The organism is Comamonas sp. E6, from assembly GCF_001010305.1.
GTDB lineage: Bacteria > Pseudomonadota > Gammaproteobacteria > Burkholderiales > Burkholderiaceae_C > Comamonas > Comamonas thiooxydans.
Genome location: NZ_BBXH01000009.1, coordinates 206,751 through 231,207, shown reverse-complemented (window position 1 = coordinate 231,207; position 24,457 = coordinate 206,751). Strand labels below are relative to the sequence as shown.

At 62.9% G+C, this 24,457-nt stretch carries 22 protein-coding genes, 1 tRNA gene and 1 riboswitch; of the genes, 6 read left to right on the top strand and 17 right to left on the bottom strand.

Annotated elements, in window-relative coordinates; translation table 11 throughout:
* Window positions 1–596: 596 nt before the first annotated feature.
* The 7 genes from infA to prfB form a co-directional block, all read right to left on the bottom strand.
* Entirely contained in the window at window positions 597–860 is a 264-nt protein-coding gene (infA, locus tag CSE6_RS09325; RefSeq protein WP_003061434.1) for a translation initiation factor IF-1, read from the bottom strand.
* Window positions 861–883: 23 nt separating this feature from the next.
* Entirely contained in the window at window positions 884–1,102 is a 219-nt protein-coding gene (locus tag CSE6_RS09320; RefSeq protein ID WP_003053604.1) for a hypothetical protein, read from the bottom strand.
* A gap of 316 nt (window positions 1,103–1,418) precedes the next feature.
* Window positions 1,419–1,494, bottom strand: a tRNA-Thr gene (locus CSE6_RS09315).
* A gap of 13 nt (window positions 1,495–1,507) precedes the next feature.
* Window positions 1,508–2,530, bottom strand: a complete 1,023-nt coding sequence (locus tag CSE6_RS09310) for a class 1 fructose-bisphosphatase (RefSeq protein WP_003061245.1) — start codon at window positions 2,528–2,530, stop codon at window positions 1,508–1,510.
* Window positions 2,531–2,595: 65 nt separating this feature from the next.
* The gene (locus CSE6_RS09305; RefSeq protein ID WP_059440386.1) at window positions 2,596–3,588 is read right to left on the bottom strand and encodes a hypothetical protein; all 993 of its coding nucleotides are present in this window, start codon (window positions 3,586–3,588) and stop codon (window positions 2,596–2,598) included.
* Window positions 3,588–6,290, bottom strand: coding sequence for an aminopeptidase N (pepN, locus tag CSE6_RS09300; RefSeq protein WP_059440385.1), 2,703 nt, complete (start codon window positions 6,288–6,290; stop codon window positions 3,588–3,590). The genes CSE6_RS09305 and pepN overlap by 1 nt, the downstream gene beginning before the upstream one ends.
* A gap of 18 nt (window positions 6,291–6,308) precedes the next feature.
* Window positions 6,309–7,413, bottom strand: a protein-coding gene (prfB, locus tag CSE6_RS09295; protein ID WP_100086375.1) for a peptide chain release factor 2 whose coding sequence is annotated in 2 segments (ribosomal slippage) — window positions 6,309–7,331 and window positions 7,333–7,413 — 1,104 coding nt in all. Because the reading frame shifts where the segments join, the coding sequence is not laid out codon by codon here.
* Between the two features lie 296 nt (window positions 7,414–7,709).
* Here prfB and CSE6_RS09290 point away from each other — a divergent pair.
* Window positions 7,710–9,488: a methyl-accepting chemotaxis protein gene (locus tag CSE6_RS09290; RefSeq protein WP_059440384.1), complete on the top strand. Its 1,779-nt coding sequence runs from the start codon at window positions 7,710–7,712 to the stop codon at window positions 9,486–9,488.
* Window positions 9,489–9,746: 258 nt separating this feature from the next.
* Here CSE6_RS09290 and CSE6_RS09285 read toward each other — a convergent pair whose 3' ends face one another.
* The 7 genes from CSE6_RS09285 to CSE6_RS09255 form a co-directional block, all read right to left on the bottom strand.
* The gene (locus CSE6_RS09285) at window positions 9,747–11,021 is read right to left on the bottom strand and encodes an acyl-CoA dehydrogenase family protein (RefSeq protein ID WP_034358531.1); all 1,275 of its coding nucleotides are present in this window, start codon (window positions 11,019–11,021) and stop codon (window positions 9,747–9,749) included.
* A gap of 51 nt (window positions 11,022–11,072) precedes the next feature.
* Complete coding sequence (locus tag CSE6_RS09280; RefSeq protein WP_059440383.1) at window positions 11,073–12,158, bottom strand: phosphotransferase; 1,086 nt, start codon at window positions 12,156–12,158, stop codon at window positions 11,073–11,075.
* Window positions 12,159–12,412: 254 nt separating this feature from the next.
* A complete protein-coding gene (locus CSE6_RS09275; RefSeq protein WP_034349335.1) occupies window positions 12,413–13,132 on the bottom strand; it encodes a Crp/Fnr family transcriptional regulator in 720 nt (239 codons plus the stop codon).
* 325 nt (window positions 13,133–13,457) lie between these two features.
* Window positions 13,458–14,399: a thiamine phosphate synthase gene (thiE, locus tag CSE6_RS09270; RefSeq protein ID WP_059440382.1), complete on the bottom strand. Its 942-nt coding sequence runs from the start codon at window positions 14,397–14,399 to the stop codon at window positions 13,458–13,460.
* A gap of 10 nt (window positions 14,400–14,409) precedes the next feature.
* Entirely contained in the window at window positions 14,410–15,213 is an 804-nt protein-coding gene (locus tag CSE6_RS09265; protein ID WP_045839591.1) for a thiazole synthase, read from the bottom strand.
* Between the two features lie 159 nt (window positions 15,214–15,372).
* Window positions 15,373–15,570 (bottom strand): sulfur carrier protein ThiS, encoded by a 198-nt coding sequence (thiS, locus tag CSE6_RS09260; protein ID WP_003061260.1) that lies wholly within the window; start codon window positions 15,568–15,570, stop codon window positions 15,373–15,375.
* A gap of 105 nt (window positions 15,571–15,675) precedes the next feature.
* Entirely contained in the window at window positions 15,676–16,782 is a 1,107-nt protein-coding gene (locus CSE6_RS09255; RefSeq protein WP_083994701.1) for an FAD-dependent oxidoreductase, read from the bottom strand.
* 63 nt (window positions 16,783–16,845) lie between these two features.
* A riboswitch (TPP riboswitch) is annotated at window positions 16,846–17,007 on the bottom strand.
* A gap of 65 nt (window positions 17,008–17,072) precedes the next feature.
* Here CSE6_RS09255 and thiD point away from each other — a divergent pair.
* A complete protein-coding gene (gene thiD / locus CSE6_RS09250; protein ID WP_059440380.1) occupies window positions 17,073–17,945 on the top strand; it encodes a bifunctional hydroxymethylpyrimidine kinase/phosphomethylpyrimidine kinase in 873 nt (290 codons plus the stop codon).
* 66 nt (window positions 17,946–18,011) lie between these two features.
* Here the strand turns inward: thiD and CSE6_RS09245 are convergent, their stop codons facing one another.
* Window positions 18,012–18,485 carry an SH3 domain-containing protein gene (locus CSE6_RS09245; protein ID WP_059440379.1) on the bottom strand — a complete coding sequence of 158 codons (474 nt, stop codon included), beginning with the start codon at window positions 18,483–18,485 and terminating at the stop codon, window positions 18,012–18,014.
* Between the two features lie 123 nt (window positions 18,486–18,608).
* Between CSE6_RS09245 and CSE6_RS09240 the strand changes: the two genes are divergently transcribed.
* The gene (locus CSE6_RS09240) at window positions 18,609–19,376 is read left to right on the top strand and encodes an ankyrin repeat domain-containing protein (RefSeq protein WP_059440378.1); all 768 of its coding nucleotides are present in this window, start codon (window positions 18,609–18,611) and stop codon (window positions 19,374–19,376) included.
* A 65-nt stretch (window positions 19,377–19,441) separates the two neighbouring features.
* Here CSE6_RS09240 and CSE6_RS09235 read toward each other — a convergent pair whose 3' ends face one another.
* Window positions 19,442–20,734, bottom strand: a complete 1,293-nt coding sequence (locus tag CSE6_RS09235) for a cytosine permease (protein WP_059440377.1) — start codon at window positions 20,732–20,734, stop codon at window positions 19,442–19,444.
* A gap of 405 nt (window positions 20,735–21,139) precedes the next feature.
* Between CSE6_RS09235 and CSE6_RS09230 the strand changes: the two genes are divergently transcribed.
* From CSE6_RS09230 to CSE6_RS09220, 3 genes are read left to right on the top strand one after another with little or no spacing between them, the layout of a single operon-like run.
* A complete protein-coding gene (locus tag CSE6_RS09230; RefSeq protein ID WP_059440376.1) occupies window positions 21,140–22,036 on the top strand; it encodes a hypothetical protein in 897 nt (298 codons plus the stop codon).
* 35 nt (window positions 22,037–22,071) lie between these two features.
* A complete protein-coding gene (locus tag CSE6_RS09225; RefSeq protein ID WP_059440375.1) occupies window positions 22,072–22,659 on the top strand; it encodes an RNA polymerase sigma factor in 588 nt (195 codons plus the stop codon).
* Window positions 22,656–23,519 (top strand): hypothetical protein, encoded by an 864-nt coding sequence (locus CSE6_RS09220; RefSeq protein WP_034409915.1) that lies wholly within the window; start codon window positions 22,656–22,658, stop codon window positions 23,517–23,519. Before CSE6_RS09225 ends, CSE6_RS09220 begins: the two co-directional genes overlap by 4 nt.
* 75 nt (window positions 23,520–23,594) lie before the next feature.
* On the opposite strand, the gene CSE6_RS09215 is transcribed toward CSE6_RS09220, so the two are convergent.
* Window positions 23,595–24,380, bottom strand: coding sequence for a peptidylprolyl isomerase (locus CSE6_RS09215; protein ID WP_034377701.1), 786 nt, complete (start codon window positions 24,378–24,380; stop codon window positions 23,595–23,597).
* Between the last annotated feature and the right edge of the window lie 77 nt (window positions 24,381–24,457).

The following is a 24,457-nucleotide window of genomic DNA, read 5'->3' as shown; positions in this document are numbered from 1 at the left end:
AGGGGAACGCTGCCTGGAGGTATTTGTCGATCCATGGCCAGGAGGTCGGCGCAGGACGCAGCAAAAGCACCGAAGCCGGTTGGCGTATTCCTGCGAATCTGGCCTGAACACTGGTGCCCGCGAGCGCAGGCAGGTTGGCCTATCGCATGATTTACGACAGGGCATCATGTTGATGCTGGCTCTGATAGTTATGACCTGCATCGAGGCCAGCGCTACGTGCAGGAAGGTCGCAGATCTACAAGGAAATTCAACACTTACAGCGAGGGGCAGGAGCTGGGATGAGGCCGGCGATAGCAATGCCACCGATGACTGGTGGCGGACTTTGTGCATGCCTGATTCCCGGCTGGTCAGGCTGGATGTGCAGGCGGTGGGAATCTCAAACAAATGGCGTGAGAGTGCCTCCGCGATCCATATCGATACGCGCTGAAGGCAGTGCGAGCATCGAAGAGCCAGAGCTGACCTCTGCGATCTGCATCTGGAGCAGGCAGAGCTTGCAATTGAGCTGCAGGCCGGGTGCTTGCGCGGCCCCGTGATCCTGCAGCTGACACAAGCATGTCGAACTGGTCGCCGTAGCGCACCAGATCAACCGCCGAGGCTTAGTGGCGGCGCTGCTGCGGCGCAGGGTTGCTGTTGTTGGAGCGCTCGATATGACGGAAGGTCAGGCGACCCTTGTTCAGATCATAGGGAGACATCTCCAGCGTTACCTTGTCGCCTGCCAGCACGCGAATACGGTGCTTGCGCATCTTGCCGCCGGAATAGGCAATCAGCTGGTGGCCGTTGTCCAGCGTCACACGAAAGCGGGCGTCCGGCAAAACCTCGTCCACTCTGCCTTGCATTTCAATCAATTCTTCTTTGGCCAAAATATTTCCTTTCTACAAAGAGGTCAGTTCAACTGGTTGTCCAGCACCATGCTGCGCCCCTCGGCGAGGGCATATTTGCTGGCCATATCCGGGGTGTCGAACTGGCGGATAAACCTGAAAATCCGGTCATAGGTTCCGCGTCGGATGGAAACCGCTGCAGCAACCTTGCCGGAGTGAGTCATTTGGGTGAGGGCAGTCACAATGTAGTTGCCGACACGCTCTGTGATTTGTTCTGTGTGCATATCGAGTCAACGGGCGGCACAAACCCAGGGCAGGGCATGCCGACCAATGAAAAATGAAGGAGTCCAGCTCTGATGAGCCGGGATCAAATAAGCCAGCCGCTTGCGGGTGGCTTAAGCTTCTTGCCATGGAGTGCTATGACTGTATGGAGTCAAGCGTGGGCAACGTGAGAACTGCCTGAGAGATACTGCGCAGGGCAAGTGCCACGCAGCAATCCGCAAATTATAAAGCATTGTTCTTTTATGCGCAAATCGTGATGAAACCGAGGAGCGGCAAAAGAAAAAGCCCCAGGCTCTTGCGAACCTGGGGCTTTTATTCTGGTGCCGGAGAGATGAATCGAACACCCGACCTTCTCATTACGAATGAGCTGCTCTACCGACTGAGCTACACCGGCGATAAGCTATAGATTATAGCGCTTTTTCATCGGCTTCGAGGTGGTAGCTGGTCACGCGTTCCACTTCGTTCTTGGAGCCGAGGACGACGCTCACGCGCTCGTGCAACTGCGTTGGCTGGATGTCCAGGATGCGCTGGCGGCCGTTGGTAGCCATGCCACCGGCCTGCTCGACAAGCCAGCTCATGGGATTGGCTTCGTACATCAGGCGCAGCTTGCCGGCCTTTTGCGGCTCGCGCTTGTCCCAGGGGTACATGAAGATGCCGCCGCGGCACAGAATGCGGTGGACGTCGGCCACCATGGCAGCAACCCAGCGCATGTTGAAATTCTTGCCGCGTGGGCCGTCTGCACCAGCCAGGCATTCGTCCACGTAGCGCTTCACAGGGGCATCCCAGTGGCGCATATTGGACATGTTGATGGCGAATTCCTTGGTGTCTTCGGGGATCTTGACGTTTTCCTCGATGAGCACGAACGAACCTTGCTCGCGGTCCAGCGTGAACATGGAGACACCGTCGCCCACGGTCAGCACCAGGGTGGTCTGAGGACCGTAGATGCAGTAGCCGGCAGCCACCTGCTGGGTGCCGGGTTGCATGAAGTCGCTGTCGTGCACGCCAGGGTGGCCTTCAGGCTTCTTGAGCACGCTGAAGATGGTGCCGATGGACATGTTGATGTCGATATTGGACGAGCCGTCCAGGGGGTCGAACATCAGCAGGTATTCGCCCTGAGGGTAGCGGTTGGGCACCACATAGATGCCTTCCATTTCCTCCGATGCCATCGCGGCCAGGTGGCCGCCCCACTCATTGGCTTCGATCAGGGTCTCGTTGGCGATGATGTCCAGCTTTTTCTGCACTTCGCCCTGCACGTTTTCACTGCCGGCCGTGCCCATGACGTCGCCGAGCTCACCTTTGTTCACGGCAAAGCTGATGCGCTTGCAGGCGCGGGCCACCACTTCCAGCAGCAGGCGCAACTGGCCTGGGATGAGCCCGTCCACACGTTGTTGCTCGACCAGATAGCGGGTCAGGCTGATGTTTTTCTTCATGCTTCAACTCCTTGATATTCGATGCAAATCTGAAATGGACAGAAAACAGGGCAGGGCATCTGCTGTCATGGACGATGCCCCGCAGTGCGCTGCTCCAGTTCCGCCAGCAGCTCCTTGACGCGGGTTTGCTGCTTGCTGTCTTTCTGGTTCAGCGCGTATTGTTCATAGCGGGCCAGCCATTGGCGGGCCTGCGGTTCTTGCTTTTGCTCATGGGCAAGGACCATGAGCTGGAAATAGCTGTCGTAGACGGTGGCATGGTCTTGCGCCGCCTGCGCAATCTGCAGACGCTCCTGAAGATAGATGGCAGCTTGCTTCAGATCGCCCAGCTCATAGCAATTTTGCGCAATATTGGTGAGTACACCGCGTATTTGCTGCAGCTTGCCCATGGCTTTGAGGCGTTCACGCGCGACAGGAAGCAGTCGCTCGTTGGCTTGCCTGGCCGCGCGAAACTGCCCCAGTTCATGCAGCAGATAGCCTTCGTCCTCATAGACGCCGAGAATCTGCATCTGGCTCGGAAAATCCAGAGCCCGTGCAGGCCTCACGCTCTCGTCCCAGCGCATTTCGGCGGGCAGCCCGGCAATCTGCGGCAGCGGGTATTGAGCCTGAAAGGCTTTGACCTGCTTGAGCGCCGCTGCGTGATGCCCGGCATCTGCCAGCCAGCGGATGCTTGAGTAGCGCAGGAAAAAATGAGCGTATGACAGTTCAGGGTCCTGAGTGCCGGACAAAGCCGTCAGTGCCGTCTGTGCTGCTTCGGCTGCCTCTTTGGGCATGCCGCGGCGCGCATAGACGCTGGCCTGTGTGTAGTAGAGCCGGAAGATATCGCGTGCAGCGAACCCCGGCTTTTTCAACAGCGGCTCCAGCGCCTGCAGATCGGCACTCATGGCTCGCCCGCTGAAGCTGCCGCCTTCGCTGAAGACAGTGGCATAGAGGGGCGCAAAACGGGCTTCGAATCCCGCATCAGGCTTTGCTGCCTGAGTGCTCAGCGACATGCTCGCCGCAGCGACGGCAAGGGCCTTCATGCCCCGAGCCGCGTGTCGAGCAAGCATGTTCAGACCCATCAGTCCGCCAGAGCGCGGGTGATGACCTCGCGCACGTCGTTGGACAGATCGGGCTTGGCAGCCACACGGGCGATGGCTTCGCGGGCCGCAGAGCGGTAAGGCTCGGCCAGCTTCTTCCAGCGGTCCATCACCCGGGCCAGGCGGGAGGCCACCTGGGGGTTGATGCCGTCGATCTCGATCACGCGATCGGCCCAGAACACATAGCCCGCCGCATCGGCGCGGTGGAAGGCGCCGGCATTGTTGCAGTAGCTGAAGATCAGGCTGCGTGCGCGGTTGGGGTTCTTGATCTGGAAGTCGGCATGCTTCATCAGCGCCTTGACGGCCGGAAGCACATCGCCGCCGCGATCGCTGGCTGCACCTTGCAGGGCAAACCATTTGTCCAGGACCAGTGCATCCTGCTTGAACAGCGCGTGAAAGCGCTGCAGCGCCTGCTCGGCCAGCGGGCTGGCACTGTAGACCAGGGCGGAGAGGGCCGCCATGCGGTCCGTCATATTGCCGGCATCCTTGCAGCGCTGGTAGGCCTTGCCGGGCCAGACCGTGTCGCCGGTGCGGGCTGCCTGCAGGCACAGCATGGACAGGGCGCGGCCCGCCAGCGCACGGCGGCCGGCGCTGACATGGTCGGGACGGTAGGCACCGGTGTCGCGGTTGGCCTCCCAGGTGGTTTCCCACTCGGGCTGCAGGGCACTCGCGAGCTGCAAGATCATGGCTTCGCGCACGGCATGCACGCGCTGGGGATCGACTTCGGCCAGTTGCTCGGCGATATAGCTCTCGGACGGCAGCGTGAGCACCAGGTCCTTGAACGCCGCGTCCAGCTTGTCGTCGCGCAGCACGCGGCGCATGGCTTCGATAAAGGCTTCAGGCAGGATCTCGGCACTGGCGTCGCCGCTGGCCGCGATGGCCTTGAGGGCATAGCGCAGGCCCAGGCGCTGGCTGGCTTCCCATTGGTTGAACGGGTCGCTGTCATGGGCCAGCAGGGTCAGCAGATCGGCATCGCTGAATTCATGTTCCAGCACCACGGGGGCGCTGAAGCTGCGCAGCAGCGAGGGCACGGGGGCTTCGCTCACATTGCTGAAGACAAAGCGCTGTTCGGCTTCGGTCAGCACCAGCATGCGGCTGGCGACTGCCTGGGCTGCATCTTCGCCTGGCAATTGCAGGGCTATGGGCTGACCGCTGGCGGTGAGCAGACCCATTTGCACGGGAATGACGAAAGGCAGTTTCTCGGCCTGACCCACGGTGGGCGCGCAGCTTTGCGACAGCGTCAGCGTATAGGTCCGGGCTGCGGCATCGTACTGGCCCACGGCCCTGAGCACAGGCGTGCCGGCCTGGCTGTACCAGCGGCGGAACTGCTGCAGATGCTGGGCCAGGGGAGAGTCGGGGTTGGCGTCGGCGATGGCCTGCGAGAAGTCGTCGCAGGTCACGGCCTGGCCGTCATGGCGCTCGAAGTACAGCTTCATGCCCCTGGCAAAGCCTTCGCGGCCGACCAGGTTGTGCTGCATGCGCACGACTTCCGCACCTTTTTCGTAGATCGTGACCGTGTAGAAGTTGTTGATCTCGATATAGCTGTCGGGGCGCACGGGGTGGGCCATGGGGCCGGCATCCTCGGGGAACTGCACGGTGCGCAGCACGCGTACATCGTCGATGCGCTTGACGGCGCGTGCCGAGGCCGTGCCCGCCATGTCCATGCTGAACTCCTGATCGCGGAAGACCGTCAGGCCTTCCTTGAGGCTCAGCTGGAACCAGTCGCGGCAGGTGACGCGGTCACCGGTCCAGTTATGGAAGTATTCGTGACCGACGACGGATTCGATATTGGCGTAATCGGTGTCGGTGGCCGTGGCCTGGCTGGCCAGAACATACTTGGTGTTGAAGATGTTCAGGCCCTTGTTCTCCATGGCGCCCATGTTGAAGTCGCTGGTGGCGACGATCATGAAGCGGTCCAGATCCAGGCTCAGGCCAAAGCGCGCCTCGTCCCAGGCCACGGAGTGCATGAGGGAGTTCATGGCGTGCTCGGTCTTTTCCAGGTCGCCGGGGCGCACATAGACCTGCAGCAGGTGATCGCGGCCGGCACGGCTCTTGATCTTCTGCTCGCGGGCCACCAGATTGCCGGCCACCAGCGCAAACAGATAGCTGGGCTTTTTATGCGGATCGACCCACTTGGCAAAGTGGCGACCGTCCTCCAGGTCGCCGGACTCCACCAGATTGCCGTTGGACAGCAGCACCGGGTACTGGGCCTTGCTGGCGCGCAGCGTGACGGTGTACATGGCCATCACGTCTGGGCGGTCCAGGAAGTAGGTGATGCGGCGGAAACCTTCTGCCTCGCACTGCGTGAAGAACGTGTCCTCGCTCACATACAAGCCCATGAGCTTGGTGTTCTTGATGGGGGCGCAGGTGGTGAAGATCTCCAGCTCCACGGGCTCGTTGCCCTCGGGCAGGTTCTCCAGCACCAGCTGGTCGCCATCCATCTTGAAGGAGGTACCACCGCCGTTGACCATCACCCGCGCCAGATTCAGCTCGTCGCCGTCCAGGCGCAGCGCCTGTGCCGGCACTTCGGGGTTGCGGCGTACGCGCATCTTGCTGAGCACGCGCGTCTTGGCCGGGTCCAGGTCAAAAGTCAGGTCCACCGTGTCGATCCACCAGGCCGGGGCCTCGTAGTCGGCACGGTAAATCGCGGTGGCCGGGGCTTGCCCGTCACGCAGTTGCAGCATATCGATTCCTTTCTAGGATCAGAGGCCTTGCTTGAGCGAGGCTTCGATAAACACATCCAGGTCGCCGTCCAGCACCTTCTGGGTGGCCGAGACTTCAACGTTGGTGCGCAAGTCCTTGATGCGGCTGTTGTCCAGCACATAGGAGCGGATCTGGTGACCCCAGCCCACATCGGTCTTGGTGTCCTCGAGCTTTTGCTGCTCTTCCATGCGCTTGCGCATCTCGAAGTCGTACAGCCTGGAGCGCAGGCGCTGCCATGCCACGTCACGGTTGCTATGCTGCGAGCGGCCATCCTGGCACTGCACCACGATGCCCGTGGGGATGTGGGTCAGGCGCACGGCCGAGTCGGTCTTGTTGATGTGCTGACCGCCGGCGCCCGAGGCGCGGTAGGTGTCGGTGCGCACATCCGACGGATTGATGTTGATCTCGATGGAGTCATCGATCTCGGGGTAGACGAACAGCGAGGAAAAGCTGGTGTGACGGCCGCCCGAGCTGTCGAAGGGCGACTTGCGCACCAGACGGTGCACGCCGGTTTCGGTGCGCAGCAGGCCGTAGGCATACTCGCCTTCGACCTTGATGGTGGCACTCTTGATGCCGGCTACGTCGCCCGGAGTCTCTTCTTCGACCGTGGCCTTGAAGCCCTTGCGTTCGGCGTACTTCAGGTACTGGCGCAGCAGCATGCTGGCCCAGTCGCAGGCTTCGGTGCCGCCGGCGCCGGCCTGGATGTCGATGAAGCAGTTGAGCGGATCGGCTTCGCCGCCGAACATGCGGCGGAACTCGAGCTCCTCGATCAGCGGCTTGAGCTTGGCGGTTTCGGCTTCGATGGTTTCAAGGCCGGCATCATCGCCTTCTTCCTTGCTCATCTCGAACAGCTCGGAATTGTCGGCCAGCTCGGTGGTGAGCTTCTCCAGGGTCAGCACGACGGAGTCGAGCGACTTCTTTTCCTTGCCCAGTTCCTGTGCCTTCTTGGGGTCGTTCCAGACGGCAGGGTCTTCCAGCGAGGCGTTTACCGTGCGCAGGCGTTCGTACTTGGCATCGTAGTCAAAGATACCTCCGGAGATCTGCCGTGCGCTCGGCCAGATCTTGGAGGGTGTTGCCGATAGAGTTGACGCGTTCTGCTTCCATGGTGAATCCGTTGTTCTTGCTGATAAATAAGGGCTGATTTTCTCATGCCGGACGGCTGTAAGGATGCAATGGCCTTCGAGAGGGTTTTTGAGTGCTTCATTGAGGTGTCTTTTTGAGCCCCGCTATGCCCCTGATACCACCATCGGTTTTATTCATGGATGCTGTTACTTGAAGTAACAAATACTGAATAGAATTCGCAGGCACGCGCAGTGTGTACGCGCTTTTCAGGCAGTTTTCCCTATTCCCCATCTCGCAGGTGCCAGACCTTGCAGGTCGCCCAGGCGCCCAATTCCCCCATGAACTTCTTTCGCAACCTCAAGCTGGCCAACAAGCTGCTGGTGTCTTTTGTGCTGATCCTGCTGATCAGTGCGGTATCGGGCCTGTACGGGCTGGTCCAGATGGAGCGTGTCAATGCCACGGCCACCGATCTGGCGCGCCAGTGGCTGCCGGCGGCCCGCAACCTGCAGGACATGCGTTATCAGCTTCAGCGTTATCGCTCGCAGACCATGCAGCATGTGATGGCGCAGTCGTCCGAGGAAATGGCGGTCTATGACAAGAGCATGCCCAAGCTCTGGGACGAGCTGGTCCAGAACCAGCAGTCGTATGCCAAATACGTGAGAACCGACAAGGAGCGAGCCCTGCTGGCCGAAATCGGCGAGGAGCTCAAGGCCTATGCCGTGCAGACGGCCAAGGTGGTGGATCTGTCGCATCAGCTGCTCAACGATGACGCCAGCGAAATCTTGCGCGGCGAGTCGCTCAAGATCAGCCGCGGCATCAATACACGTCTGGATGCTCTCAGCGAGATCAACCATCAGGCGACCGAGGAAACCAATCAGGCCGGCGATGACCTGTATGCAGCTGCCCGCTGGTGGGTGATGGCGCTGCTGCTGGGCTCCATCGTCATCGGCGTGGCGCTGGCGGTGCTGATCGCACGCTCCATCTCGCGTCCTTTGCAGTCGGCCGTTCAGCTGGCCCAGTCCGTGGCTGCGGGCGATCTGAGCGCCAGCATCACTGTGCAAAGCCGCGATGAAGTGGGCCAGCTGCTGCAGGCGCTCAAGGACATGAACACCAGCCTGCAGCGTATCGTGGGTCAGGTGCGCCAGGGCACGGACTCGATTGCCTCGGCCAGCAGCCAGATTGCCAGCGGCAACCAGGATCTGTCCTCGCGCACCGAAGAGCAGGCCAGCTCGCTGGAGCAGACGGCAGCCTCCATGGAGGAGCTGACCGCCACCGTGCAGCAGAACGCCGGCAATGCCCAGCAGGCCAATCAGATGGCGTCTGCAGCGTCCCAGGTGGCCGTACGCGGTGGTGCCACCGTGGCCCAGGTGGTGCAGACCATGTCGGCCATCAACGAGTCCTCGCGCAAGATCGTGGACATCATCGGCGTGATCGACTCCATTGCCTTCCAGACCAATATCCTGGCGCTGAACGCGGCGGTGGAAGCGGCCCGTGCGGGTGACCAGGGCCGTGGCTTTGCCGTGGTGGCCTCCGAAGTGCGCACCCTGGCCCAGCGCTCGGCCGAGGCGGCCAAGCAGATCAAGCAGCTGATCGACGACTCCGTGAGCAAGGTGCAGGAAGGCAGCACCCAGGTCGACGAGGCCGGCAGGACCATGGATGAGATCGTGATGAGCGTGCGCCGCGTCACCGACATCATGGGCGAGATCTCGGTGGCCAGCCACCAGCAGACCTCGGGCATCGAGCAGGTCACCCAGGCCGTGACACAGATGGATCAGATGACCCAGCAGAACGCCGCCCTGGTGGAGGAGGCCGCAGCCGCGACCGACGCGCTGCGCAGTCAGGCCGCCGCGCTGGCCGAGACGGTGAGCTTCTTCAAGCTCGGCGCCCAGTCCGGTCTGCAAGCCACGCCAGCCCTGGCGCCTGCGGCGCTCAAGTCCGCGCCTGCCAGGGCTGCGATCAAGGCTGCGGCCCCGCTCAAGGCACCGTCGCCTGCGCTCAAGCGCCCGGCGATGTCGGCGGGGAGCAAGCCGCCGGTCCTGAGCCCCGCGAAAAGCGCAGCAGCGCCCCAGCCGCAAAAGGCAGCAACGGCAGACGATGGCGAGTGGGAGAGCTTCTAGGCCCGGTACGGGCGTGCGGTGCCGGGCCTGGTGCCGTTAGCTATGTTGCTATTGATTAAGAAGCTTATATCGTATGTATTCATTGAATTTCAATATGGTTTATATCTGAAATCGTTTGATATAAGGCGGTATAAGCTTCTTTAGTGATAGCGAGTAACAAGCCTGCCTTCGAAACAAAAACACCCCGCAGCCGTGGCTGACGGGGTGTTTTTGTTTCCGGGGAGCAGGAGCGGCGTGATCCGCTCCTGCCGCCTCGCATCAGCCGCCGCGCGTGATGGGCACTTCGGCGTTCTTGCCGTAGCTGCCGTATTTGCCCAGCTCCCATTTGGCGATCGCGTTGCGGTGCACCTCGTCGGGGCCGTCGGCAAAGCGCAGTGTGCGTGCTGCGGCATAGGCATAGGCCAGCGGGAAGTCGTCGCACATGCCGCCGCCGCCATGGACCTGCATGGCCCAGTCTATGACCTGGCAGGCCATGCTGGGTGCGACGACCTTGATCATGGCGATCTCGGTCCTTGCAACCTTGTTGCCGGCCACATCCATCAGCCAGGCGGCCTTGAGCGTGAGCAGGCGCGCCATGTCGATCTTGCAGCGCGCCTCGGCAATGCGCTCCTGCGTCACGGTCTGCTGGGCCACGCTCTTGCCGAAGGCCACGCGGCTGCTGGCGCGCTTGCACATCAGTTCCAGCGCACGCTCGGCCAGGCCGATCAGTCGCATGCAGTGGTGAATGCGGCCCGGGCCAAGGCGGCCCTGGGCGATCTCGAAGCCGCGCCCTTCGCCCAGCAGAATATTGCCGACGGGAACGCGCACGTTCTCGAAATACATCTCCATATGGCCGTGGGGCGCATCGTCATAGCCCATCACGTTCAGCGGGCGCTCGATGCGTATGCCCTTGGCATCGGCCGGGATGATGATCATGCTCTGCTGCGAATGCTTGGCCGCTTCGGGGTCGGTCTTACCCATGGTGATGAAGACCTGGCAGCGAGGATCGCCGGCACCCGAGATCCACCACTTGTGGCCGTTGATCACGTATTCGTCGCCCTGGCGCTCGATGCGCGTGCAGATATTGGTGGCGTCGGAGGAGGCGACTTCGGGCTCGGTCATGGCGAAGGCCGAGCGGATCTTGCCTTCCAGCAAGGGCTTGAGCCAGCGCTCCTTGAGCTCGGCACTGCCGTAGCGGGCAATGGTCTCCATATTGCCGGTGTCCGGCGCGGAGCAGTTGAAGACTTCGGAAGCCCATGGCACACGGCCCATGATTTCGGCCAGCGGTGCGTATTCCTGATTGGTCAGGCCCGCACCGTGGTAGCCCGAGGCTTCGGCGCTGTCCACGGGCAGGAACAGATTCCATAGGCCCGCGGCCTGGGCCTTGGGCTTGAGCTTTTCAATGGTTTGCAGCGGCGTCCAGCGCTTGCCGGCGGCCGTGTTGGCCTGCATCTCCTCGGCATACTCCTTTTCCGCCGGGTAGATGTGTTCGTCCATGAACTTGAGCAGGCGTTGCTGCAAGTCCTTGGTTTTGGGCGAGTAGTCGAAGTCCATGAGTGCTCCTTTTGTTGTGGGACGGTCTGATTGCGTGGTGGTGGATGAAAGTCAGGCGCGCTGAGCGAAGGACCAGGCCAGCTCCGCCATGGGGCGGGCGGTGTCGCCCGAGGCCTTGGCCTGGGCGCTGGAGGCCGTGCCGGCCTCGACACGTTTGGCAATGCCTTGCAGGATGGCCGCGATGCGGAACATGTTGTAGGCCAGGTAGAAGTTCCAGTCGCGCTGCAGCGTGGCCACATCGGCAATGCCGGTGCGCTGGCAGTAGCGCTGGATGTAATCGTGCTCGGCAGGGATGCCCAGGCCTGCGATGTCCAGCCCCGCGATGCCGCGGCCCAGCTCGGCCGGTATATGCCAGCTCATGCAGTGGTAGCTGAAGTCGGCCAGCGGATGCCCCAGCGTGGACAGCTCCCAGTCCAGCACGGCAATCACGCGCGGCTCGGTGGGGTGGAACATCAGGTTGTCCAGGCGGTAGTCGCCATGCACGATGGAGACGCGGCCTTCGTCGCGCGCACTGGCCGGCATATGGGCGGGCAGCCACTCCATCAGCCGGTCCATCTCGGGGATGGGCTGGGTGACGGAGGCCACATACTGCTTGCTCCAGCGACCGATCTGGCGCTCGAAGTAATTGCCGCTCTTGCCGTAGTCTGCCAGGCCGCGCTCGGCAAACTTCACGCTGTGCAGGGCTGCGATCACGCGGTTCATCTCGTCGTAGATCTCGGCGCGCTCGGCAGGCGTCATGCCGGGCAGGGACTGGTCCCAGAGCACGCGACCCTCCATGAACTCCATGATGTAGAAGGCGCGGCCGATGACGGATTCATCCTCGCACAGCGCATACATATGCGGCACGGGCACATCGGTGCCGGCCAGGCCCTTCATCACGCGGTATTCGCGCTCGATCGCATGGGCCGAAGGCAGCAGCTTGGCCACGGGACCGGGCTTGGCGCGCATCACATAGCTCTGGCCGGGCGTGATCAGCTTGTAGGTGGGGTTGGACTGGCCGCCCTTGAACATCTCCACCTGCAGCGGGCCTTCAAAGCCCTGGACATGACGGCTCATCCAGTCGGTCATGGCATTGGTATCAAACGCATGCTGATCGGAAACCGCGCGGGTGCCGACGAAATGCTCATAAGTGCTCATGCTGTCTCAGTCCTTTGTTCGATTTGTGATGGGCAAGGCGCAGCCCGCCACGCCGCGCCGAAGGCGCAGCGAGCGAATGCGTGAAAGGGGAGAGTTGCCGCAGAACGCAGCAAGAGAGAAACGAAGGTGAAAACTGGCGCGATCCCCGCCAGGGATGCCGAGCAAGAGCCGCCTCGCGGCGATGGCATCGTCCCCCTCCCGCAAGCGCGGCGAAGCGAGAGAGGGGGAAGCGGCAGAGCCGCTCAGGGGGTGAATCAGTGGTCGGTGTCTGCAATGCGCAGCAGCGTCACCCGGTCGCGCACGATGAGGCCACCCGGTTCGATGCGAATCACTTCCTCGCGCTCCATGGATTTGAGTTCCTGGTTCACGCGCTGGCGCGAGGCGCCCAGCAACTGCGCCAGCTCCTCCTGCGCCAGATGCAGGCCGATGCGGATCTCGTTGCTGTCCGACAGGCTCATCACGCCATAGCTGCGCGTCAGGTGCAACAGCTGCTTGGCCAGGCGCGCGCGCAGCGGCAAGGTGTTGAGGTCTTCCACCAGACCGTAGAGCTGACGTACTCGGCGTGCATTGAGGCGCAAGATCGCTTCGGAAAACTCCACATGCTCTGCCAGAATGCGCTTGAAGTCCGCCTTGGATACGCACAGCAGCGTGGTCTCGCCATGGGCATAGGCGTCGTGCGTGCGCTTGTCGCCATCCAGAATCGCCACATCCCCGAACCAGATGCCCGGCTCCACATAGGTCAGCGTGATCTGCTTGCCCGTGATGGAGGTGGAACTGACCCGCACCGCTCCACGTGCACAGGCAATCCACTCCTCGGGCGGTTCGCCGCGAGCGCAGATGAGCATGCCATCTTTGTATCGTTTGACGTAAGCGCATCGAAGAATGTCGTGCCGCAAAGAGGGCGAAAGGGATGAAAACCAGCGACCAGAGTTGATCGCCTCACGTTCTTCCATACTAAGAATTGGCTCGTCCATGTTCTGTCTTATGCGTGACTGGTAACCGCCCCATTGTCGCGTGTGGGACCGGCTGTGCCGCAACTGCGGGACTCAGGGTTGTCACCTGTGTGTCCGCTTCTAACGCGAAGAGGGCTTGCGCCGATCAAGAAAACCCAGCAGTCATGCGGGCTGCGGCGCGACGGAAAACAAAAATGCCCGCGGGCTGCGGGCATTCAGTCTTGTCATCTGCGGTATTTCATGCGCCGAGTTTTTCAGGCGCGATGGATCTGTGGCTTTAAGTGAAAATAGCTGGTAGCTCTTATCTTTCAAGCGCTCCAAGCTATTGAATTAGTAGTGCGTGGATTCACGCAGCAGCTTGCATGCGCGCCAGCAGATGCTTGGCCGCAGCTTCCGAATCGGGGGCGTTGACCAGGGCGCGTACCACGGCCACCGAGCCCACGCCCGTGGCACGCACGGCGGGGAACAGGTCCTCGGAAATGCCGCCAATCGCCACCAGCGGGTATTGCTGCATCAGCCGCACATAGGCCGCCAGCCGCGCCAGTCCTTGCGGGGCTGTCGCCATCTTCTTGAGCGTGGTGGGAAAGACCGCGCCCAGGGCGATATAGCTGGGCTGGACCGCATGGGCGCGCACCATCTCGGCGTAGCCATGGGTGGAGACGCCCAGGCGTGTGCCCGAGCTACGGATGGTCTGCAGATCGCGCTGGCCGATCACGTCCAGATCTTCCTGGCCCACATGGATGCCGTAGGCGCCTGCGTCCAGCGCGGCCTGCCAGTGGTCGTTGATGAACAGGCGTGCCTGCGTGCCCTTGACGGCTTCGACAGCAGCCTTGACTTCACGGGCCACGGCGGCCTGGTCGCCGGATTTGAAGCGCAGCTGCACCGTGGGCACGCCCGCGCGGGCCATGCGGCCCACCCATTCGGCCGTGGGCAGCACGCCATACAGGCCCAGCTCGCTCGGGCAATGGGCAAAAGCCAGTGCCGGGTCGGCCTTGCCGAGACCGAAGTCGCGTGGGTCGTCGGGCCAGTGGGTGACATCGAACTGGTCGGTGCGTTCGCTCTGGCACTGCCAGGCCTGGGCCAGTGTTTGTGCATCCACGGCGATAAAGCCCAGCTGGCTGCAGGCTTCAAGCGCGGCCAGATAGGCGGGCTCCTGGCGCAGCGCGGGCGGCACGGGCTGGGGCGTCAGCTCGACCGAGTTGGCATCGTGGTGCAACCGGGCGCCAAAGTTGGCGCTGTGCTGGTGGATGATGGCTTGCGCCAGGGCCTTGATTTCTGCGGGGTCCATGGGGCGGCCTTTATTCCTGATGCCAGAAAGGGGTGCCCAGCACGGGCGTGCTGGGCTGGGCGGCATTTTGCTCTGCCATGGCGCCAGCGCGCCAGGCGGCGTGACCGGCATTGACGGCATCGGAGAAGGCGCCGGCCATGGCCACGGGATCTTCGGACAGGGCCACGGCGGTGTTCAGCAGCACGGCGTCATAACCCCATTCCATCACGGTGCAGGCATGGGAGGGACGGCCCAGGCCGGCGTCGACGATCAGCGGCACCTTCAGGCGCTCGCGCAGCATCTGCATGGCATAGGGGTTGACGGGGCCGCGGCCGGTGCCTATGGGCGCAGCCCAGGGCATGACGGCCTGGCAGCCCACGTCGACCAGTTTCTGGCACAGCACCAGGTCGTAGGTGGTGTAGGGCAGGACCTGGAAGCCGTCCTTGATGAGGATGGAGGCAGCCTCCACCAGATTGAGCGTGTCGGGCTGCAGCGTGTAGTCGTCGCCTATCAGCTCCAGCTTGATCCAGGGTGTGTCGAAAACTTCACGTGCCATCTGGGCCGTGGTCACGGCTTCCTGGATGGTCATGCAGCCTGCCGTGTTGGGCAGCACGGGCACGTTGAGCTTGCGCAGCAGCTCCCAGAAGCTGGCACCGGTCTCGGCGGCATTGCTGCCCTGGCGGCGCAGCGAGGCCGTGACCATGGCGGGCCTGGAACGCTCCACAGCCGCTTCGAGAATCGCCGGCGAGGGATAGCGCGAGGTGCCCAGCAGCAAGCGGCTTTCAAAACGTTGGCCGTAGAGAACCAGGGTGTCGTCGGTGGTTTTTGTATTCATGATCTATCTATATCTCTTGTCTTTGTACCGCAATGCGCGTGAAGCCCAGTGAGCCTCAAACAGGCATGTGCCAAGTCAGTGACACCGAGCAAGAGCCGTCTCGCCGCGAGGGTGTCGTCCCCTGGGGGAAGGCGCGAAGCGACTCAGGGGGATTCATTTCTAGCCGCCGGTGACGGGAGAGATGACTTCCATCCTGTCGCCCTCGTTGAGCGCATGGTCGGCGTACTGCGTCTTGGGCACAAACACCGTGTTGACCGCCACGGCAAACGGGGGCTTGGCCTGCATCTGCGCCAGCGCATCGGCCACGGTGGCATGGGCTTGCAGCTCGGTGGCTTGCTGATTGAGGGTGATCTTCATGGCATGAAACGGAAAATAAAGCGGGTGCTAAGTTAAACCTCTGCACGGCGGCGCTTGCGTGCGCAGGGGGTGCAAGTGCTGTGCGCCAAAGTTCGGACTCGCGGCTCAGCCGCGATGCACGGCGACATCGAACTCGCGCGCCAGCGGCGAGTCGTTGTGGTCCAGCAGCTCCAGCACCACGTCGAGCATGGCGGGCGAGATCATGAAGCCGTGGCGGTAGAGGCCGTTGACTTCCATGACGCGCGGCGTCAGCAGGCGCACGGCGGGCAGATTATCGGGCAGGGTGGGGCGGCACTGGGTAGCGATCTCCACAATCCGGCCTTCGGCAAAGCCCGAGTGCACGGTATAGGCCGCACTCAGCAGCTCCAGCGTGGAGCGCACGCTGGCCGGCGACATATCGTCGGATTCGATCTCGGTCGCGCCAATCACGAACAGATGATCTTCCTTGGGCGCGATATAGATGGGGTAGCGTGGATGGATCAGGCGTGTGGGGCGCTGCAGCGTGACTTCGGGCGCGTGAATGCGCACCACCTCGCCGCGAATGCCGCGCAGTTGCTTCCACTGGCTGCGGGCACCCAGGCCCCGGCAGTCGAACACGAAGTCGGGCTGGCCGCTGTCGCCATGGGTTTCGCCGGGGCGGAAGTCGCTAACTTCGCGCGGGCTGTCCCAGTGCAGCTGCACGCCCAGGGCGCTGAGCTTGTCGACCAGCGCCGTCAGCAGCTGGCGGTTGTCGAGCTGGCCTTCGCCGGGCAGATAGACGGCCTGGTTGAAGCGTCCCTGCAGCGCGGGCTCGCAGTCCTGCAGCGCCGCGCCGGTCTTCTCCTGCATGGCCGGCAGGCTGGGGTTGATGCGTCGGTTTTTCTCCAGCAGGCCGAAAAAGCGTGCCGCATCGCCTTGATCCTGGCGGTGCCAGAGAATCAGCGTGCCGTTTTGCTGCAGAAACACATGCTGCTCGAGCTGAGCTATCAGCTCGGGCCAGCGCTTGAGCCCATGCTGGCCCATGCGCACCACGCCGGGCTCGGTAATGGCCGACTCGGCCAGCGGCGCCAGCATAGCAGCCGCCACGCGCGCCGCAGCACCATCGCCTTGCGGGCCATGGGCGTCATAGAGGTCGATGGCGTGACCGCGCTGGGCCAGGGCCAGAGCCAGCAGACGGCCCATGAGGCCGCCGCCGAGAATTGCGATCTTTGAAGAAGCTTGTAGCAATGACATGTGCAAATCGTTTTCCATCCGGACACAGGAACAGGGCCATGTGCAGGACAAAACGCGGCATGCCTTGCGGCTTGTGAAACTCCCCACGCCAGCATGACCTGGATCGGGTGCAGGGGGCACAGGGCACGGATGGTGCTCTGGTGCGCAGCCCGTGGCTGGCGCAGCCCCAGGGTGTTTCTCAGTCCGCACAGGCTGCTTGCCTGCGGGACACCCCTGTTTCGTCCGTTGGACATTACAGCACAACCGCAAACAGCACGCATTGACCATGCGCATGGGCGATAATTTTTGCCATGACAGTGATTGCTTCTTCCTCCATCTCCGGCGCAGCAAAAAAGCGCTATGCACGCGTGCTCTCCATAGCCGGCTCGGACAGCGGCGGTGGCGCCGGCATCCAGGCCGACCTCAAGACCTGTGCGGCTCTGGGCTGCTACGGCATGACGGCGATCACGGCCATCACCGTGCAGAACACGCTGGGTGTGACGGGTATTCACGGCATTCCGCTCGATACCGTGCGCGGCCAGATCGATGCCGTTGTGCAGGACATAGGCGTCGATGCCGTCAAGATCGGCATGCTGGCAACCCCCGATGTGGTGGGCGTGGTGGCGGATGCGATCCGTCGCCACGGTATCAGGAACGTGGTGCTGGACCCCGTGATGGTGGCCACCAGTGGTGACCGCCTGATCGTTCCCGAGACGGCACAGGCGCTGGTCCAGGAGCTGTTCCCGCTGGCGACGGTGATTACCCCCAATCTGGATGAAGCAGCTTTGCTGCTGGGTCGCAACATCGACGGCATTGGAGCGTTGGATGCGGCCGTGGCCGATCTGCTGGCCATGGGGGCACCGGCCGTATTGCTCAAGGGCGGGCATCTGAGCGGCGATCTGGTCATGGATGTGCTGGGCCGGCAAGGCCAGCAGGTCGGCGACTATCTGCGCCTGCAGTCGCAGCGCATCGTCACCCATAACGGCCATGGCACGGGCTGCACGCTGTCGTCGGCGATTGCCTCCTTCCTGGCTCAGGGGCTGGCGCTGGAGGCCGCAGTGACCGAGGCGCGCCGCTATATTCTGGGCGCCATCGAGGCGGGAGCCGAGGTCTATACCGGCCAGGGTCACGGCCCCCTCAATCACGGCTATGCGCCGCGCACGCAGCTGATCGTCGAAGGCTGATTGCCGGCACCCGCAAAAAAGGCCTGCTGCTGCAGGCCTTTGTTTTGGGTGTTCGTGTTGCAGGGCTTACCAGCCCCAGACCAGATTCTTGGCCACCCAGCCGCTCTGGCCGTTGCTGCGCTGCACCTGGGCCCAGGTGCCTTGCTTTTTCAGAGTCTGCAGCACCTCATGCTGCTCCAGCTTGCCCACGCGCTTGTGCTTCTGGCCGGGGCCGGAGCGCAGATTGGCCGTGCGCGCCGTCACCACCATATGCGGGCTCTTGCTGGTCAGCGGGGCGTGGACCCAGCCCAGCGTAGACTCGTAGTCCTTCACGCGCAGCCACTGCCCCTTGCGCTGGGTGACTTGCAGCGGATAGCCCTTGCTCAGTTCCCATAGTGTTGCGGAGCGGGTGTTGGGCTGCTCGCGCACATTCACGGTCTTGCCCTTGATGCTGACAAATTCCTGGGCTTGTGCGAGGGCCGGCAGCAGGCCGGCGGTAAGCGCACCCAGCGCGATCAGGCTTGAAGTGGCGGCGGTGCGGATCCAGCGGTTGCAAGGCACGGGGCAGATTCTCCTTTTATCGATTGAAAACAGGCTGTAACCCTCATCGGACTTGCGTGGCTAGCTATAGTTCCTGTAGAAAGCTGACAGGGGCTGAACACCCGACAGCCATAAAGGAATGCCATGAAACAGCCAACCAGCGCCCATGGGCGTGCCTCGTTGACCACCCGATTGACGCTTGCATTGACGGCTCTGGCCGCCGCGACCCTGCTCACGGCCTGCCAGAGTAGGGCGTCGGCGAATGCAGCGGCTGCAACACCTGCCGACGCTGCGGCGCCAAAAGCCGGGGATCCGCAGATGCTGGGCCAGCAATTGCTGGCCGCTGCCGCGCAGGGCGATGCCGTGGCGGTGCGCGATCTGCTGGCTGGCAACGCGCCTGTCGACGTGCAGGACGCCCGGGGCAATACCCCATTGCTGCTGGCCACGGCGGCCAACCATATCAAGGTGGCGCGATCGCTGCTGATGCACGGTGCCAGCCCCAATATCCAGAACCAGATACAGGACAGCGCCTATCTGCTGGCCGGCGCGCAGGGCCGGCTGGAGATTGTGCGTATGACGATTTCCTATGGCGCCGATCTCAAGAGCACCAACCGCTATGGCGGCACGGCCCTGATTCCGGCTTGCGAGCGCGGCCATCTGGAAACGGCCCAGGCGCTGATCGCCGCCGGCGTGAATGTGAACCATGTCAACCGGCTGGGCTGGACCTGCCTGATGGAAGCCGTGGTGCTCGGCGACGGCGGGCCGCGCCATCAGGCCATCATCCGGGCCTTGATCGACGCGAAGGCGGATCTGAATCTGCCTGACAAGGATGGGGTGACGGCCCTGGCCCATGCACGCCAGCGCGGGCAGAAGGCCGTGGTTCATATGCTGCAGGCGGCGGGCGCCAAGTAAGAACAGAGGAGATGGCTGCAGAGCCTTTCTACCGCGCGTGTGATGCTATTGCCTTTGAGTTTCAGTCAGGCAGCAACGGAGCGAGGCTGCAGCTGGCGTGTGGCGACTGCCACCACAAAGGTCAGCGCCAGCGTGGGCAGGGCCGAGCCCAGAGCCGTGCTGACATAGGGCAGCAGGTGATAGAAGGCAATCCCCAGCACCCAGATAGTCACGGCATCCCAGCGCACGGTGGGCGCTTTTTGCATCAGTTGCACGGCATCGGTGCCAAAGGCCAGGCGACCCAGCATCACGCCGAACAGCGGCACAAAGCAGGAGCTGAGCAACAGCAAAAACGGTTCCAGACTGTGCATGGGCAGTACCATGGCCAGCGCCGTGCACAGGGCCGCGATCAGCAGGCCCCAACGGCGAATGCTCCAGCGCGGTTGCAGGCTGTGGGCCGACATGGCGCCCGAGTAGGCATCGCCATAGGCATTGTCCACCTCGTCGATCAGAATCAGCGACAGGGCAATCAGCCCGCCCTGGGCCAGCAGCAGGGCCGTGACCAGGTCTTCGCTGGGCAGGGTCAGGGCCACCAGCACGCCCAGGGAGTAGCACCAGATATTGGCCAGGGCAAAGCCGGTCCAGGCACCCGTCAGCGCGGACTTGCCGCTTTTGCCGTGGCGCGCATAGTCGGCCACCAGCGGCAGCCAGCTGATGGGCATGGCGATCACCAGATCGACGGCGCCGAGCATGCTCATGCCGCCTGCACCTTCGCGGGCCAGCAAGGTCCCGAGGCCGGTGGCGCCGGCCATTTTGAGGAATTGCCAGCTCAGCCACAGCAGCGAGGCAATCACCAGCGGCAAGGCCACGCGCGAGATGATGCGGCGCACCAGGGTGGTCATGGAGCCGCTCATCAGCAGCAGGATCACGCCACCCCAGAGCAGAGTGGCCAGCCAGGGCCAATAGGCAGCGCCCATGATGCCGCTTTGTTTGCCCAGCGCCACGGTGGCGTCACGCATCACCACCAGCTCGAAACTGCCCCAGCCCAGCAGCTGGATGATGTTGAGCACGATAGGCAGTCGTGCGAAGTGGCGGCCGTAGACGCTGTGCATCAGCCCTGCACTGGACAGGCCGCTGTCGCAGCCCAGCTTGCCCACCCAACCCAGCAGACCGGCACCGATCAGCGAGCCGATGGCTATCGCGATCAGCGCATGCAGCGGGCTGAGCGCAGGCAGCAGATAGGCTCCCATCTGCATGACCAGCAGGCCCACGCCCAGACTGAACCACAGCGAGGCATGGTCGCGCCAGGCAAAGACGCGCTCCTTAGCCGTCACCGGGGCCAGGGCCCGATTGGCCGATGTGGAAGAAGATGAATTCATGAATGCTCCGCCAGAAAAACGAAGCAGGGGCCGCATGGTTTGCGCGGCGAGCCAGCAAAGACCTGGCCAGTCGCGGTCTGACACCTTGGACAGCTTCCCTGCGCGAGGATGATCTCGGGCAAGCGATGGTCAAGACACCGCTTGCGCAATCAGGTTCAAAGGGACTCTCTCAGCCCTGACCGGTCTTGGTCAGGACACCCCCAGCATTGCTGCCTGCCTTGGGCTGCAGCGAGCGCGATTGTGCCAGACATGCAGCGGCGGGGGCAGAACTGCAGCGCAAAGCTGTGTTGCAAATGCTTGCAAGTCAGAGTGCCTGTCTTGACCCCGTTGCGTCCGCTGCTGCGTTTCAGCCTCCGACAAGTTTGTTTCACGCCGCTGTGGCTGTACCTTGAGGAGGCCTTGTCCATGTTGTCTGTCCATATCGAACCCCCGGTTCCAGGTTTCTTGCTGTCGCGCGGCCGTTTGCTGCGCGCTTCGCTGCTCTGCGCTGTCGCGATGGTGGCCGCCGCGCCGGCCTCGGCCTGGACGCGCGGCAACCACAAGCTGGCCCAGGTCAGCATCATCGAACGTGCCACGGGCCGGGTACTGCCCCAGTACAGTCACGAGGGAGAGCTGTGGGTGGTGGGCCGCCCCGGTGCCAACTATGCGGTGCGCATCCGCAACCTCGAGAGCCGCCGCATCATGGGCGTCATCAGCGTCGACGGGGTCAATGCCATCAATGGCCGCACGGCGAGCTCTCGCGCCGAAGGCGGCTATGTGCTGGATGCGGGCGACAGCTATGACGTGCGGGGCTGGCGCAAGAGCAATGACAACGTGGCCGCGTTCTATTTCTCCGAAAGCGATATGTCCTATGCCGCCAGAACCGGCAGGCCGCAGGATGTGGGCCTGATCGGGGTCGCGCTGTACCGTGAAAAGCTGCCAGAGCCTGCTGCCTATCAGGGGCCGCTCCATGAGCCGCAAGCGCAGGCTAGTGCCTCGGCGGCTGAATCTGCTGCGGCGGATGTCGCCGTGCCGCAGGCCGCCAGCAAGAGCCGCAGCGCCGAGCGCCGGGCACCATCGGCCTCGCCGGCCCCCTCGCTGGGCACGGGCCATGGCGCGGTGGAGCGCTCGCAAGTCACCCAGGTGGACTTCGAGGCCGATACAGACCAGCCCCGGCAGATGGTGCGTATCCGCTACGACAGCTATGCCAATCTGGTCGCCAGAGGCGTGATTCGCGAGCCTCGTCCACGGCCGCCGCAGCCGCGCGTGCCCAATCCCTTTCCTGGCGACAATGGTTTTGTCCCGGACCCGCCGCGCAACTGAGCAAAGTGGGCTGCGGAGTTTGCATAATCGCGGGCATGCTTGCACCGCCGCTTGCCCAAGCCCAACTCGCCGATGAAGCCCTGATGCGCAGCTATGCCTCAGGGCAGGCCACGGCGTTCGAGACGCTTTATGCCCGGCACAGCCTGCGCATATGGCGCTATTTCTATCGCAACACGGGCGATGCTGCGCTGGCCGATGATCTGGCGCAAGACCTCTGGCTTGCCGTGGTGGACTGCGCCTGCCGCTATGAGGTGCGCAGCAGGTTCACGACCTGGCTGTTCACCATGGCGCACAACCGCCTGGTCGATCACTGGCGCAGGCAGCGGCCGGGCATCAGCCTGTCGGCAGACACGCAAGAGTCCATGCGGCTGGCCGAAAGCCTGTTTGCGGCCTCGGGCTTCGAGCCCGAGCAGCAGCTCGATCGTCAACTCATGGCCCAGGCCATCCTGGCAGCGCTTGCCCGGCTCCCGGCCGAGCAGCGCGAGTGTTTTCTGCTGCAGGTCGAGGCTGATCTGACGCTGGCCGAAATTGCCCAGGCCACCGGCGTTGGCGAGGAAACGGCCAAGAGCCGCTTGCGCTATGCGCGTGCCAAACTGCGCGCCGCGCTGGAGGAACTGGCATGAATATGCACCCCGAAAACCCGTCTGGCGACGACAAGCCCGATGCTTTGCGCGAGCTCTACCACGAGGCCGTGGCAGAGGATCGTGGCCCCAGTGCGCAAAGCAGCGCAGCCATCCTCAAGCGCGCACGCCAGCGCGCGGCAGCTGTGGGGCAGGAGCCCACGGAGCCTATGGACAAGCCTGCCGCCAATGACCGCTTCTGGCTGCGTCATGCGCTGGGCGGACTGGCGGCTGTCGGGCTGGTGGGCTGGCTGATGCTGCAGCACGCCGCCTGGTGGAGTGGGCCGGACAAGGAGGGCGAGCGAGATTCCAGGGCCGAAGCAGTGGCCCAGCCAGCTGAATCGCAGCCGGCTCCGGCAGTTGAGGGTGCGGATCGCGCCGCCATGGTGGAATCGGCTCCGGGAGCGGCGGCGCTGGCGCAGAAATCCACGGAAAAAAAGACTCGAATCCAGGCAGGGAAAACACCAGAAGCTATGGATATGGAAGCATCTATAGCTGCATCAGCCCCTGTGCTGCGGCCAGAGGCTGCTCCGGCCCCGGGTGCTGCAGCCTCTGCCAGCCTGGCGCGCTCCGCAAAGTCGGCTGCCAAAGCGCCATCCCGCAGCGATGAGACCACAGAACCTGCTGCCGCGGCGGAGGCCATGGCGCCGCAGATCTCCAGGTCAAGCGCGCAATTGCCGCTATGCCCCTTGACGGCTGAGGTGCATGGCAACACGCAAGCTGCAAAAGAGGGAGCGGACAAAGCCTCTGGCATCGCAGGCAAGCCGCTGGATTGCCGCCCGCGAAAGCATGGGGAAACGCAGCCGGATGATGCCAAGTCTAGGCAGGATGCTTCTAAATATATAGCGGATCCGCCGCGGTGAGACAAAAAAAGCCCGCTTGACGCGGGCTTGGGTGATGGTCTGGCCAGTACTTTTAGGTACTGACGTTAGATCATGTTACTGGATTTTTGCGCTTTTGCGCAGCTGATCTTGGAACTGCTGCTCTTTTTGCTGCTGCAACTGCTGCGTGATCTGGGGTTTGACATCTTCGAACTTGGGCATTTCGGCCTGGCGCTCGTCATCCATGCGGATGATGTGCCAGCCGAACTGGCTCTTGACGGGCGTGTCGGTCATCTCGCCCTTCTTGAGCTTGATCAGGGCTTCGGTGAACTCGGGTACGTAATTGTTGGGGTTGGCCCAGTCCAGATCACCGCCACGGGCACCCGATCCGGGATCCTTGGATTCCTTCTTGGCGATGTCTTCAAACTTCTTGCCGGCCTTCACCTCGGCAATGATGGCCTTGGCGCGGTCTTCGGATTCCACCAGGATGTGGCTGGCCTTGTATTCCTTGCCGCCATTGGCAGCGACGAATTTGTCGTACTCGGCCTTGGCTTCGGCATCGGTCACGGGGTTCTTCTTGCGGAAGTCGTCAAACAGCGCGCGGATCAGCACGGTCTGGCGTGCCATTTCCATCTGCTGCTTGTAGGCTTCGGAGCCGGCCAGGCCGCGGCGGTTGGCTTCCTGCATGAAGATTTCACGCGCGATGACTTCATCCTTGATCATCTTTTCCATCTCGGGCACAACGGGCTGGCCGCTGGCTTCGATCTGGGTCTTCAAGGCATTGACGCGGGCCATGGGAACGGCCTTGCCATTGACGATGGCCACATTCTGGGCCGAGGCGGACAGGGCGGCTGCGCCCAGAACAGCGGCGGCCACGATGCGGGCCAGTTGCTTTTGTTTCATGCTCATTCGAGTTGTGATTGAGAAAAGTGAGTGAAGTTCAGTCCATACGCAACAGGCTCCCGTCAAGGAGCCTGTGG

What these genes read in the sequence shown, in the direction of transcription:
- CSE6_RS09240 (WP_059440378.1), top strand. Translation starts at nt 18,609, where the DNA reads ATGAAACAGCCAACCAGCGCCCATGGGCGTGCCTCGTTGACCACCCGA.
- CSE6_RS09230 (WP_059440376.1), top strand. Translation starts at nt 21,140, where the DNA reads ATGTTGTCTGTCCATATCGAACCCCCGGTTCCAGGTTTCTTGCTGTCG.
- CSE6_RS09265 (WP_045839591.1), bottom strand. Translation starts at nt 15,213, where the DNA reads ATGAATACAAAAACCACCGACGACACCCTGGTTCTCTACGGCCAACGT.
- CSE6_RS09290 (WP_059440384.1), top strand. Translation starts at nt 7,710, where the DNA reads ATGAACTTCTTTCGCAACCTCAAGCTGGCCAACAAGCTGCTGGTGTCT.
- CSE6_RS09275 (WP_034349335.1), bottom strand. Translation starts at nt 13,132, where the DNA reads ATGGACGAGCCAATTCTTAGTATGGAAGAACGTGAGGCGATCAACTCT.
- CSE6_RS09280 (WP_059440383.1), bottom strand. Translation starts at nt 12,158, where the DNA reads ATGAGCACTTATGAGCATTTCGTCGGCACCCGCGCGGTTTCCGATCAG.
- pepN (WP_059440385.1), bottom strand. Translation starts at nt 6,290, where the DNA reads ATGCTGCAACTGCGTGACGGGCAAGCCCCGGCCACCGCGATTTACCGT.
- CSE6_RS09215 (WP_034377701.1), bottom strand. Translation starts at nt 24,380, where the DNA reads ATGAAACAAAAGCAACTGGCCCGCATCGTGGCCGCCGCTGTTCTGGGC.
- CSE6_RS09310 (WP_003061245.1), bottom strand. Translation starts at nt 2,530, where the DNA reads ATGAAGAAAAACATCAGCCTGACCCGCTATCTGGTCGAGCAACAACGT.
- CSE6_RS09235 (WP_059440377.1), bottom strand. Translation starts at nt 20,734, where the DNA reads ATGAATTCATCTTCTTCCACATCGGCCAATCGGGCCCTGGCCCCGGTG.
- thiS (WP_003061260.1), bottom strand. Translation starts at nt 15,570, where the DNA reads ATGAAGATCACCCTCAATCAGCAAGCCACCGAGCTGCAAGCCCATGCC.
- CSE6_RS09305 (WP_059440386.1), bottom strand. Translation starts at nt 3,588, where the DNA reads ATGGGTCTGAACATGCTTGCTCGACACGCGGCTCGGGGCATGAAGGCC.
- CSE6_RS09320 (WP_003053604.1), bottom strand. Translation starts at nt 1,102, where the DNA reads ATGCACACAGAACAAATCACAGAGCGTGTCGGCAACTACATTGTGACT.
- CSE6_RS09220 (WP_034409915.1), top strand. Translation starts at nt 22,656, where the DNA reads ATGAATATGCACCCCGAAAACCCGTCTGGCGACGACAAGCCCGATGCT.
- CSE6_RS09285 (WP_034358531.1), bottom strand. Translation starts at nt 11,021, where the DNA reads ATGGACTTCGACTACTCGCCCAAAACCAAGGACTTGCAGCAACGCCTG.
- CSE6_RS09255 (WP_083994701.1), bottom strand. Translation starts at nt 16,782, where the DNA reads ATGTCATTGCTACAAGCTTCTTCAAAGATCGCAATTCTCGGCGGCGGC.
- thiD (WP_059440380.1), top strand. Translation starts at nt 17,073, where the DNA reads ATGACAGTGATTGCTTCTTCCTCCATCTCCGGCGCAGCAAAAAAGCGC.
- CSE6_RS09225 (WP_059440375.1), top strand. Translation starts at nt 22,072, where the DNA reads ATGCTTGCACCGCCGCTTGCCCAAGCCCAACTCGCCGATGAAGCCCTG.
- thiE (WP_059440382.1), bottom strand. Translation starts at nt 14,399, where the DNA reads ATGGACCCCGCAGAAATCAAGGCCCTGGCGCAAGCCATCATCCACCAG.